This is a genomic window from Phocaeicola sp., assembly GCF_048170425.1.
Classification (GTDB): domain Bacteria; phylum Bacteroidota; class Bacteroidia; order Bacteroidales; family Bacteroidaceae; genus Phocaeicola.
In genome coordinates this window covers 1-12,676 of the sequence record NZ_DBEXBB010000016.1, presented here as the reverse complement: position 1 = coordinate 12,676, position 12,676 = coordinate 1, and the positions used below count along the sequence as shown (strand labels likewise).

Annotated in this window: 11 protein-coding genes; 1 reads left to right on the top strand and 10 read right to left on the bottom strand. The window is 43.3% G+C overall.

Annotated features, from left to right (window positions below; all coding sequences use genetic code 11):
* The 5 genes from ACMJ0U_RS00750 to ACMJ0U_RS00730 all read right to left on the bottom strand — a co-directional run.
* Positions 1-701: tetratricopeptide repeat protein (locus ACMJ0U_RS00750; RefSeq protein WP_417127511.1), on the bottom strand; the 701-nt coding region annotated here is incomplete at its 3' end.
* Between the two features lie 8 nt (positions 702-709).
* The gene (gene lptE / locus ACMJ0U_RS00745; protein ID WP_417127510.1) at positions 710-1,243 is read right to left on the bottom strand and encodes an LPS assembly lipoprotein LptE; all 534 of its coding nucleotides are present in this window, start codon (positions 1,241-1,243) and stop codon (positions 710-712) included.
* On the bottom strand, positions 1,230-2,549 hold the full coding sequence (locus ACMJ0U_RS00740) for a sigma-54 interaction domain-containing protein (protein ID WP_417127509.1): 1,320 nt from the start codon (positions 2,547-2,549) through the stop codon (positions 1,230-1,232). Before ACMJ0U_RS00740 ends, lptE begins: the two co-directional genes overlap by 14 nt.
* A gap of 73 nt (positions 2,550-2,622) precedes the next feature.
* Positions 2,623-5,262 carry a DUF5686 family protein gene (locus ACMJ0U_RS00735; RefSeq protein WP_417127508.1) on the bottom strand — a complete coding sequence of 880 codons (2,640 nt, stop codon included), beginning with the start codon at positions 5,260-5,262 and terminating at the stop codon, positions 2,623-2,625.
* A 211-nt stretch (positions 5,263-5,473) separates the two neighbouring features.
* Positions 5,474-6,781: an inositol-3-phosphate synthase gene (locus ACMJ0U_RS00730; RefSeq protein ID WP_417127507.1), complete on the bottom strand. Its 1,308-nt coding sequence runs from the start codon at positions 6,779-6,781 to the stop codon at positions 5,474-5,476.
* 263 nt (positions 6,782-7,044) lie between these two features.
* Between ACMJ0U_RS00730 and ACMJ0U_RS00725 the strand changes: the two genes are divergently transcribed.
* Positions 7,045-7,950 (top strand): PfkB family carbohydrate kinase, encoded by a 906-nt coding sequence (locus ACMJ0U_RS00725; RefSeq protein WP_417127506.1) that lies wholly within the window; start codon positions 7,045-7,047, stop codon positions 7,948-7,950.
* Positions 7,951-8,040: 90 nt separating this feature from the next.
* On the opposite strand, the gene pstB is transcribed toward ACMJ0U_RS00725, so the two are convergent.
* The 5 genes from pstB to ACMJ0U_RS00700 form a co-directional block, all read right to left on the bottom strand.
* A complete protein-coding gene (gene pstB, locus ACMJ0U_RS00720; RefSeq protein WP_417127505.1) occupies positions 8,041-8,811 on the bottom strand; it encodes a phosphate ABC transporter ATP-binding protein PstB in 771 nt (256 codons plus the stop codon).
* Positions 8,799-9,668, bottom strand: coding sequence for a phosphate ABC transporter permease PstA (gene pstA, locus ACMJ0U_RS00715; protein WP_417127504.1), 870 nt, complete (start codon positions 9,666-9,668; stop codon positions 8,799-8,801). Before pstA ends, pstB begins: the two co-directional genes overlap by 13 nt.
* A 21-nt stretch (positions 9,669-9,689) precedes the next feature.
* Positions 9,690-10,547, bottom strand: a complete 858-nt coding sequence (gene pstC / locus ACMJ0U_RS00710; RefSeq protein WP_417127503.1) for a phosphate ABC transporter permease subunit PstC — start codon at positions 10,545-10,547, stop codon at positions 9,690-9,692.
* Positions 10,548-10,561: 14 nt separating this feature from the next.
* Positions 10,562-11,611 (bottom strand): phosphate ABC transporter substrate-binding protein PstS, encoded by a 1,050-nt coding sequence (gene pstS, locus ACMJ0U_RS00705; protein WP_417127501.1) that lies wholly within the window; start codon positions 11,609-11,611, stop codon positions 10,562-10,564.
* A 47-nt stretch (positions 11,612-11,658) separates the two neighbouring features.
* Positions 11,659-12,676: hypothetical protein (locus tag ACMJ0U_RS00700; protein ID WP_417127499.1), on the bottom strand; the 1,018-nt coding region annotated here is incomplete at its 5' end.

Sequence of the window (12,676 nt, the reverse complement as noted above, 5' to 3'; positions counted from 1 at the left end):
TTTTTAATAATTTCCAGTGCCTTATCATAGCGTTGCTGTTTAACATAAATTTTAGCCAAAGTTTCTGTAAAATAATAATCCTCACCTTCTTCCGTATCAACCTTCTCTTTTTCGGAATCAGGTACGACTTCCTCTATTTCTACCGTTTCAGAAGTGGTTCCCTCCTCCGACAAAGTGGCTTCCCTTATCGGTTCTAAGCCTTCAGCTTCCTCACGGGCAGCCTGCTCAATAAAGTGATCAATTAAATCTTGTCCGCGCAGGGGAGTTACAGAAGCGGTTTCCGTATTCTGTGCTTTTTCCATCAGTACAGAAGTATAATCTACTGCTTCTACCGGCAAAGGAAAGAGTTTTTCCACAGAAAGATCCTTATCGTCTGCTAAAAAACGGTCAATCAGGTCGAGCGTCCTGTCAGATGTTTCTGACGATACATTTTCTTTTTCGGCTACATGCTGGTTAATGACAAACCGGTCTCCTTCAATAGTATAAAACAAGATACTCAAATCGGCTACAAACAAAGCCCCCTTGCGCAACTCGTCTTTAAAAGATGGATCACGCAACAGATACAGATTCTTCAAATACAAAATACGGGCTGTCTGAAAAAAAGGATACTGCACTAAAAGCTGTCTTAATTCATACAGACTTTCAGTTCCTAACTCTTCCGGATGTTCAATCCAATGCTGTAGTCGTTGTTGTATCATCATTCCTGCTCTTACCAGTTGGCTACAGTTGCATTAAATATCTGCTCCACGATTTCGTCAATCATCTGTTTCACCAGTTCTTCCTGCACGGATGACAACTGCTGGCTGGCATTGTATTCACGACTGGCCGTAAACTGCTGGTCAGAAATATCTTCCGCATGATTGGTATTATTGACAAATCTCACATTCACCGTCATTCTCAACTCCGCCATCGTAGAATAACCGTCGGAACCTACCCCTTTATTGTAAGCATCGTAGTTCGTAATTTCACCCGACAATTCCAAGTCACCTCCCTGACGAACCTGTTTCAAACGGGTCTGCTGCATATATTTATCCTGCAAAGCCGTGTTGAACATTGACTCCATCGGTCCCCATACAAAGGCAGCCGAACGGTTCGGGAAATTCTGGAAGCTGATTGTTTTCACCTTATCATAGTTAATGGAAGAACCATTAAATTTATACGAAACCGTACATGCCGTAAGGATACACAAACAAACGGCCAGAAAATATTTACTCAATCTGTTATATTTTTTATTCAAGTCCATATTCTTTGATTTTTCTATAAAGGGTACGTTCTGAAATTTTCAAATCATTCGCTGCATTTTTTCTTTTTCCGTGATGTCGTTCCAACGCCTTACGAATCATTTCCTTCTCTACTTCATCCAGTGAAAGATTCTCTTCAATGTATTCTTCCGTATCTTGCACATCATCCGACACATCTGCATGCGTAACCTTCACATTTGGATTTACTTGTGACACATTCGTCACCGGAGTCACACTGGATACTTTACCCACTTCTCCGGCAGGATTCAATACCACTGCAGAAGGCTGTATCAAACTGGATGGAGTTTCAGGAATATAGTGTACCGGCATGGACGATGAAGTAGCAACCGTTCCACCAGCCGCACGTTCAGCCATAATGTCATGTACCAACTTCTTCAGTTCAGTCACATCTCTCCGCATATCAAACAGCACCTGATAAAGTATCTCCCTCTCACTCTGGAAGCCTTTTTCACCTTGTGGCTTCACCCCTCCTAACAATGCCGGGAATTTTGACACAGATTGAGCAGGCAAATACCCTTGAAGAATTTCAGCAGTTATCTCACGGTTGGTTTCAATAATAGAGATTTGTTCGGTGATATTTTTCAGCTGACGGATATTACCCGGCCAGGTATACGATACGAGCAACTGCCTGGCATCCTCCATCAACTGAATGGCTGGCATACGGTATTTTTCTGCAAAGTCAGCTGCAAACTTACGGAACAAAAGAGGAATATCATCCGGACGTTCACGCAGTGCCGGCACTTTAATAGGTACCGTATTCAGACGATAGTATAAATCTTCGCGGAAACGCCCGTTCGCTATGGCTTCAGTAAAATCCACATTCGTAGCTGCCACAATCCGGACATCCGTTTTCTGCACCTTGGAAGAACCTACCTTTATATATTCTCCGCTTTCAAGCACACGAAGTAAACGGGCCTGAGTAGAAAGAGGGAGTTCCCCCACCTCATCCAAAAAGATGGTACCGCCATTAGCCTCAGCAAAATACCCGTTACGATCGCTGATAGCTCCCGTAAATGCCCCTTTCTCATGACCAAACAATTCGGAATCAATCGTACCCTCCGGAATCGCTCCACAGTTCACCGCAATATACGGCCCGTGCTTCCTCCGGCTAAACTGATGAACTATCTGAGGAAAACTTTCTTTTCCCACTCCACTTTCTCCTGTCACCAGTACAGACAAATCCGTCGGTGCCACTTGAATAGCCACATCGATGGCACGGTTTAATCCCTCACAATTTCCAATAATGCCGAACCGAAGCTTTACATTTTGTATTTCTGATTTTACCATATACTCCTCGATTATGTGACAAAATTACAAAAAGTTTAAAACTCATACATGCATTTACCTGAAAAAGTACAAATTAGAATACGGTACGAATCATGAAACGTATCCCCCATTTACTGGCTGTAGGCAGTTCATTGTAATTCAAACGACGCACATATTCCACATGGAGCAACTTGAAAATGTTGTGAATACCCGCACTTACCTCCACATAAGGTTTCTTGGGGTCCATGACATAACTTGATGTATGATAATTACCCGCTGCATCGTAATGTCCCGGGAACAACATCAGCTCCGTATCATTGGCATTTTGCGGGAGCAACGGATTATTCTTGTCGGTAAGTGTCCCCCACAAACATTTCACGCCGATAAACTCACGCCATTTCAGCTTCTTCAGAAGAGGAATACGGTTGAAAATTTTTCCCTGCAAGTTCCATGAAACGTCCAGCGACGCATAACGGTCGTTCAGGAACTCCATATTATTGATCAAGCTGAAGGTTTCGTCCTGAAGAATATAAGACAAGTTGGCCGCCGGCATAATCAGCAAGGGGAAAGGCACCTTATTCCATTGGATACCTCCCTTCACACAAGTATCAATATTTCCCCAGGAGCTCAACCACCAGCGCTTGTAAAGACTCATTTCCGTCATGTTATAAGTATAATCACTACCTAAGATACCCTTCAGCCCCAGCGTATGTTGCAACGTAAAGACCGGTGCATCCAGATTGACCGGCAAACGGCGCTGCTTGGTATTGATAAATGTTTCTCCCGGTGCATAACGAAAAGCCAGCGTAGCCTCAGCCAGTGAGAAATCCTTCGTATTATAAGGAGAATGTACCCATTCCGTTCCCGTCAGTGCTCCCGATGCCAAATCCTGCTGCAACTGATTTTCCTGCGCCATGGTACGATAAAACAATTTTCCACATGCCTCCAGATTAGTATGTTTCAGCATCAAAGTGGTTTTCAAGCCGCTCTCTTTCTCTAATTCATATTTTACACTAGCGGTACGCTCATAGTTATACTGGTCGACCGATGTCACCTTGAACGAAGTAAACACATTGTCCTTATCAGTTCCCATAAACTTGTCAGACGGCAGCATATTATCGTACGAATACGACAGAGTCAACGAATTAATCGGATACTCACGGGGAAGATATTCCTTCTTGTTGAAAGAATATTCCACTTCTGCCTTGTATTTCGACTTCTCGTCCTTAAAACCATACGCATAATATCCTCTTAAAAAGAGATGAGGATTTAAGTTCGCAGTAGTCTGTGCTGAAGCCCTCAGACGCAACCCGTCAATGTAATTGTTTGAAATCATCGTATTAATCGGACCAATATCCACCTTACTTGGTTTCCCTTTCACTCCCGTTTCAACAAAGTTTTCAATAAAAGCCTTGGCCACGAATATGATGTATTTAAATCCCTTGATTTTTGCCAAATTATCTACAAACTGCCCCATATTATCCTCCGACTTCGTCAATTCCGTCGGACGGTATTCCTTCCAGAAAGAGTCGTCGCGCATCATGGCATTGACATCCTTTATCTCATCCCCCTTCTTCTTGAATATTCTGGCAGGAATCTCCTCAAATCCAAAATCAGAATATCGCGTGGTACGCCTCACCTGGAAGGAGCCTAAGATTTTCTTCAAATAAGACAGTTCACACAGCATGTCATCTTCCATCAATACCCATTCTCCTGTAGACAACTGACCGAATTTCTGTTCAATAATCATATTATCTACAAAGTTAATATCGGTCTTCTTCGGAAGATTCATGATACATTTATTCACACGGAAAGTAGAATCCGCAAGAATATACAAATGACCGGTGAAACCAAAATCCTGTGAATTGTTGGGTACGAAAGTCAAGTGGAAACATTTTTCCTTATCCACCATCACCGTATCCATGATATAATACTTATAGAAATTGATACCTGCATTCGAAATCGGACTATCGAACGGATACTGAAGGAAACGGAAACGGTCCTGATAAATATTAATATCCTGGAACACATCTTTCAATACGGTCGACAACATATCACCCGTATTAAACAATTCATTGACTCCCGTAGAGTTAATACCTTTTACAATCGTCTTTTCATCGTGAGGATTTTTCCGGTACAGTTTTTCTGTCACCGTCTCGTCCACAGAAATAGGCAGAATATTCTTGCCCGTCACGCTACACTGTTCCACCTGGTCACGGAAGAAAGGATACTTCTTGAACAGGTTCGATTCACGCAACGAATCAGTTGTAATATTATTTAAAGAGAACGTAATCTTCTGATACTTATTATAATGATAGAAGTCATTCACGCCCAAGTCATTCAGTTTCTTGGCTGCAATAACCTTCTTCATCATTTCCACTGCCGGATTGTTCTTTCGAGAATATTTTTCTTTCTTGGGCTTCACCACAACCTCGTCCAGCACCAAATCCGGCTTCATTTTCACATTCAGTGTCTTCGTTCTGGCAGAAACATCGCGTACCTCTGTACCATAACCTACCATGGAAAATGTCAGTTTATTCCATCCAGTATGAGCAGCTATTGAATATTTACCATCTATATCTGTAATAGTTCCAACCCCTTTTCCGTCATAATATACATTCAAATAAGGGATAGGATCACCTGTTTCAGAGTCTGTAACGACTCCGCTTATTTGTGCAGAAAGTTTCACAACTCCCAGACACAACACGATTAAAAAAAGCAATCTTTTTATCATATATCTAATTAACACCTTAATAGTCCAGCTTATCAATTTTGTAAAAATACAGCGTGAAACAATCTCCTACAAATTCTAAACCCTGAAAAACGACATTCTTACCTTTTTTTATGAATAATAGAATATAATTTCTTCTGTCACCTACGAAAAAAACCGGTAATGAAAAGCGCTTCATCACCGGTTTTTATTTTTACAAAGGATACATTAAGCCTTAGTCAATTTCCTCATCAGCTTCATATCCTCCCATCTCACGCAAAGCATTTTTCAACATGACATACTGCTGGAACAAGTGATTCACCGGAACCTCACCTTCTGTATAATCATGCATCGGGCTCTTCAAGAAGAAACTCAAGAAGCGTTGTGTTCCGTAACGTCCGGCACGTGCAGCCAAGTCGCTCAACAATACCAAATCCAGACACAACGGAGCGGCCAGAATAGAATCCCTGCACAAAAAATTAATCTTAATCTGCATCGGATAACCCATCCAGCCAAAAATATCAATGTTATCCCAACCTTCCTTGTTGTCATTGCGAGGCGGATAATAGTTGATACGTACCTTGTGATAATAATCAGAATACAAATCCGGCTGATTTTCCGGTACCAGAATAGATTCCAGTGTAGAAAGCTTGCTCACTTCTTTTGTATGGAAGTTAGCCGGTTCATCCAGCACAAGACCGTCACGATTTCCCAAGATATTGGTAGAGAACCAGCCTGACAATCCCAGACAACGCGTACCGATAATCGGCGCAAAGCCCGATTTCACCAAAGTCTGCCCTGTCTTGAAGTCCTTACCGGCAATCGGCATCTTAGTCTTTTCTGCCATTTCCCACATCGCTGGAATATCCACTGTAGTATTCGGTGCACCCATAATGAAAGGAGCCCCCTCAGCCAAAGCAGCGTATGCATAACACATGGAAGGAGCAATATGTTCGCGGTCATCCTGCTTCATCGCGTTCTCCAACACAGCCAAATTGCCATGTACGCTTTCACAAACCGGTACATAAATTTCAGTAGAAGCAGCCCAAAGTACAACAATACGTGCACAGTTGTTGTCTGCCTTGAATTTACGAATGTCTTCTCTCAGTTGTTCCACCATTTCCCAGCGGGTAGCACAATTCTTCACATTGTCTCCGTCCAGACGTCTAGCATAGTTACGGTCAAAGGCAGCCTTCATCGGCACAATCTTTTCCAGTTCATCTTTCACCGGATTAATATCCTTCTCACGCAACACTTCGCAATTGATAGCCGACTCATACGCATTGGCCGGATATACATCCCATGCACCGAAAACAATATCGTCCAGCTTAGCCATCGACACGATTTCATTATAATGCAAATATTTCTTTGCATCCCCACGTCCTACACGAATCTTATCATACTGCGTCATTGAGCCCACCGGTTTTGCCAACCCTTTGCGAGTCATTAAAACCCCTGTCATAAACGTAGTAGCCACAGCTCCCAAACCGACACACAATACGCCCAACTTACCTTCTGCGGGCTTTACATTCATTTTTTCCATTTCTAAATTTCTTTTTTCCTAGTAACTTTACATTAATTCTTGCCTCCGGAACTCAGTCTTTTTCAAGAATCTATCCCAAAGAACAGGAAACAAACTGTTCAAAGTTAAGACTTTGTTTGATTTAATAAAGCTTTTATGAGCTTTTTTATTTACTAATAAGTAAAAATAAGCCATAAATTCAGAAGAAAAAGCCATTAACCGACTCATCAGAGAGTAAAATAATGCGTATCTTTGCAGGCGCATTTAAAGAAATACTCAACTACATGAATGATATTTGTTGCATCGGACACATTACATTAGACAAAATTGTAACTCCAAAACAAACGACTTACATGCCGGGAGGCACTTCTTACTACTTTTCACACGGTATACGTAGACTGAAAGATTTCAAAAACTACAAGCTAGTTACTGCTGTGGCTCCTAGTGAATATGGCATTATTGAAGAAATGAGAAAAGAAGGTATTCAGGTAGAAGTCCTGCCAAGCCGCCACACGGTTTATTTTGAAAATACATACGAAGAGAATCAGGACAACCGTTCTCAGCGTGTACTGGCAAAAGCCGATCCTTTTACTGCAGAGGCTTTAAAAGATGAAAAGGCCCATTTTTTCCATTTAGGAAGTCTGCTGGCGGATGATTTTCCACTTGAGGTAGTCAAAGAACTGGCCCAAAAAGGAACATTAGCTGTCGATGCACAAGGCTATTTACGCAAAGTTGAAGGTGAGCATGTTTTTCCCGTTGACTGGCACGAAAAGAAAAAAGCACTGAAATACATTGACATATTAAAGGTAAATGAGCACGAAGCTGAAGTGCTGACAGGATTCAAGGACCCTCAAAAAGCAGCTGAAATACTAGCTGAATGGGGAGTAAAAGAAGTCCTGCTTACTTTGGGAAGCCTTGGTTCACTCATTTACGCTGAAGGAAAATTCTATAAAATCCCGGCATACGCCCCTAAAGAAGTAGTAGATGCGACTGGATGTGGCGACACCTACGTACTTGGTTATCTTTACATGCGGAATAAAGGAGCTTCTTATGCGGAAGCGGGATGTTTTGCTGCTGCCATGTCTACCATTAAACTAGAAAAATCCGGTCCTTTTTCCGGAACGGAAGAAGAGGTATGGCACATTTTGAGAAACAACAAACTAAAACCAGAAGTGCTGGTTGCCCAATAGCCCAAATTTTTCATACAAATAACAACCAAGGGGAGCTTGCTGATTGTCAGCCGTGCTCCCCTTTTTTACAACCTGTCACCCCCAGACCAGCTACCCCATTTTCCCAGTCAAATAAGCTCTTGTACGTTCATCAACCGGATTTTCAAACATTTTCTCCGTATTGTCATACTCTATCAGTTCCCCCATATACATAAACATGGAGCGGTCGGAAATACGCATGGCTTGCGACATGTTGTGCGTCACTATCAGGATGGTCACCTCTTTTTTCAGCTGGTCCATCAGCCCTTCTATATGTTTAGTAGCAATCGGATCGAGAGCAGAAGTAGGCTCATCCATCAACAGCACATCCGGCTGAAGTGCCAGAGAGCGTGCAATGCACAAGCGCTGCTGCTGTCCGCCGGAAAGGAAAGTACCGCGTTTTGTCAACGCATCTTTCACTTCATCCCACAAACATACGTTACGCAAATTACGTTCCACAATCTCATCTTTCTGCGATTTCGACAGACGGATACCGTTCAAAATATATCCAGCCAGCACATTGTCATAGATATTCATGGTAGGAAACGGATTCGGACGCTGGAACACCATACCGATGCGGCGACGTTCTTCCATGGGATGCATCTGAAGCACATTCTCACCATTCAGCAAAATTTCTCCCGTCACACGAATATTTTTATACAACTCGTGCATACGGTTTACGGCACGCAGCAGCGTACTCTTGCCACATCCCGACGGCCCCATGATAGCCGTAATCGTATTTTTCTCAATATCAGCCGACACATGCTTTACAGCCATCACATCGCTGGTATATGAAATACACACATCTTTTATTTGAAGAATCGGATTCTTTATATTTTCCATTTCTTTGCAATTCGTTTAGCTAATAAATTCAGACATAACACAAAAGCCAACAGGAACAAGGACGCTCCCCATATCAGGCTCTGCAAATTCGGGTCATTGAAAAATTCCCAGATAAGCAAGGGAACTGCCGACATGGGCTTTGTCATATTCCAACTGATAGCGGCTCCTCCCAAAGCGGTAAACATCAACGGAGCTGTTTCACCCACCACACGGGAAATAGCCAGTAAAATACCGGTAAAGATACTGCCCAATGCAGAAGGCACCATCACTTTCAGCATCACCCTCCAGTAACTACCTCCCAGCGCCAGTCCGGCCTCTTTTAAGGTTTCCGGAAGCACCTTCATGGTTTCCTCCGTAGAACGAATAATCAACGGAAGCATCATAATGAACAATGCCACACTTCCCGCAATGGCCGAATAACCTTTCATCGGCACAACCACCCAGATGTAAGTAATAATACCGATAATAATAGATGGAGTGCCCTGAAGCAAATCGGTCAGATAGCTGACAAATGTCGCAAACCAGCTTTTCCGATATTCAGAAAGACAAATTCCACACAGGATTCCTACCGGAATAGCCACTACCGCAGCCAGCAGCAACATCAAGAACGTCCCGATAATTCCGTTTGCAATCCCCCCTGGTATTGCCTCTCCGGCAGAAGCCGCCATCATCGCCTTGTAGGCATTCGGAGTAGCCTCCGTGATAAACGACCAGCCCAACTGTTTCCAGCCTTTTATCAATACTTCTCCCAGAATCGCCAACAGAGGTATTGCTGTCACCCCCGACAACACACAAACCAGAATATAAAGCAAGCGACTTTTCAGGATACGTATCTTAATATTATTTCCATATAACATAAGCTCAAATCTTTTAGCGGATTAAACGTGACGTGCCCGACGAATCAAAATCTTTCCGATGATATTGATGATGGCCGTAATCAGGAACAATAACAAACCGATGGCAATCAGTGAGGAAAGTTTCAAACCATCAGCCTCACCAAACTGGTTCGCAATGATACTGGCCATGGTATTACCCGTGGTACGCAGTGTGTCCGGCATCTGGTTGGTATTTCCAATCAACATAGTTACTGTCATCGTTTCACCCAGCGCACGTCCGATAGCCAGAATATAGGCAGAAAAGATACCGGAACCTGCCATCGGAAATATCACTCTCTTAATTACCTCTGCACGCGTAGCCCCCATGGCATAAGCCCCTTCTTTCAGGTCGGAAGGTACCATCTTGATGAATTCGGCACTCAAGGAAGCTGCATACGGCACAATCATGATAGCCAGCACAAACGCAGCAGTCAGAATACCGGAACCCTGCGGAGACAGGTTCAAGTGCATGAATACGGTACGAAGTACATAGAAACCCCACAAACCATAGATAATAGAAGGAATACCTGCCAGCAAATCAATCACCGTACCCAGAATGGCGGCAATTTTCTTTCCCCGGAAATACTCACCGGTAAACAGTGCGACAGGAAGTGAAAAAGGAATACACATCAGCAACGCCAGTGCGGTGGTCAATAGTGTACCCGTAATAAAAGGAAGAGCGCCATAACTTTCTTTACCGGCAGTTGTCACCCAGTCGTCGGAGAAGATAAAATTCCAGAAGCCAAACTCCTCGAAAGCGCCGGAAGCGTCAACGGTGAGGGAGTAGATAATCCCCCCACCAATGACCGGTATGACAATGGCCGATAAGATAAGTAAGACTTTAAATAATTTGTCTTGCATAACTTATGTCTTATTTATTTAAGAATCGGCTGTCCGTCGTATGTCACAGCTTTCAAGTTCTGAAGGCTTTGTTCGATAGCCTTCTTGGGCAGCGGAGCATAGTGTACGGTTGCTGTAGTCTGCTGTACGCTGTCACTCAACATGTATTGCATCAAATCCAAAGTTGCTTTTGCCTGTTCCACAGAACGGTCTGCATAGTGCTGCTCCTTGTAAATCAGCAACCAGGTGAAGCAACTGATAGGATAAGCTCCTGCGGCATCCGCATCTGTAATGGAGCAGCGAGTATCCTGAGGAATGTCACCGGCAGCCGCTGAGATACTTTCCGTAGAAGGTACTACCAGTTCACCACGCTTGTTGTACACGCTTGCATAAGGAATCTTTTGGGCAAACGCATATTCGGAACCGATATACCCCAAAGAATAAGGAGTTTGTGCGATAATTCCTGCTACACCTGGATTACCTTTGGCAGCCTGTCCCACCGGGAAATCTACTGTCTTGCCTGCACCATAAGTGTTTTTCCAGCTTTCACTTACTTTTGACAGATAGTCCGTAAAGATGAAAGTCGTTCCACTACCGTCTGAACGGTATGCCAGAATAATTTTCTTAGCTGGCAACTGTACATCCGGATTCAGTTTTTGCAGACGCGCATCGTTCCAGTCTGTAATCTTACCCGCATAAATATCCGCAATTACATCGCCTGAAAGGTTCAGTTTAACCACATCCGGCAAGTTATAAGCCATTACGACTGCTCCCATACAAGTCGGGATGTGTACCACCGGCTGCATGTCCGCCATCTCCTTGTCGCTCAAGAAAGCATCACTGCCCGCAAAGTCCACGATGCCGTCCTTCAGATTGCGGACACCGCCACCACTGCCAATGCCGCCATAGGAAATCTTGTCGCCCGAAGTGGCATTGTAGTTTTCGAATGACATATTATAGAAAGGCAAAGGGAAAGTAGCCCCTGCACCAGTCAACTCTACTCCATTAGCAGATTTCTGTCCACCACACGCTGCAAACGACAAAGCCATCGCCCCAGCAATTAAAGGTAAATAAAACTTTTTCATTGCGTTATACATTTTATATAAGTTACAAATCTATGTTATCTTTCAAATTAAATTGCGAACGAAGCGTTCAGGTATACATAACTGGCAGTCTTTCCGCCTTCTGTTTTTGGCGACCACAACCGGACGTTAGGAGCTAACTTGATGTATTTACCTAATTTAAATTCGGCACCTACCATTCCGGCCATACCGTCCGCATCCTTGTTCCAGTCTTTCTCTGAAGAAAGCAAGTCCCAACGGCCGAACAGACTTATTTTCTTGCTTAACTGTGCAGACGCATAAACCGAGAAACCATCCTGATCACAATCAGATACATATTTCGTATTGGTCTGGTAGTTGTATTCCGCTGCCACCGAGAAGGCTGTATGCTTATATCCGACAAAAGCGGCCAGATTCGTAATTCCTTTTTCTCCTTCTTCTACCGATTCATTATACGAACCGTATGCACGTAACGTCAAACCCTCAACCGGAGTCAGTGTCACGCCTGCACCATACTGCAATCCGTCTTTCACCTGTACTTTTTTATATCCTTCTCCGTTGGCAACAATCACATCGGCCGAAACCACCTTGTTAAATTTATAAGCTACTGAAACTCCCAAGTCCGCACTGCTACCGAACTTATATTCATCCTGGAAAGATTTCATCACGTAACGTTTTCCCCAAAAATCTTCCTGAACTTTAAATTGAGTCGTCGTGATTAATCCGGCATTCAGCGTCCAGCCATTTTGTTTCCAGGTAATCTGTGCATTTTTCACATAGCCGATGCGCTGATAATCGTTTACATCTTTTGACTGACCGAAATCAAGTACAGCCTTCAACTGCAATCCGTGAGGCAAAGCATACTGATAACCGATGTAGGCACGGTCCAGATTAAACCCTCTGTCATCATTGACAGAACCAAAACCAGAATGCGCATCCGAAAAAATCGTGATGATGGCAGATCCTTTTTTTGTTTCTGGCTCCTGTTCTTCTGATATATCCTGGGCCACAGCCGACACCGTAACACACATCCAAATGCTCAAAAGCCATAAAACTCTTTTCTTTGTTTTCATTTTTCCTATAGACTCA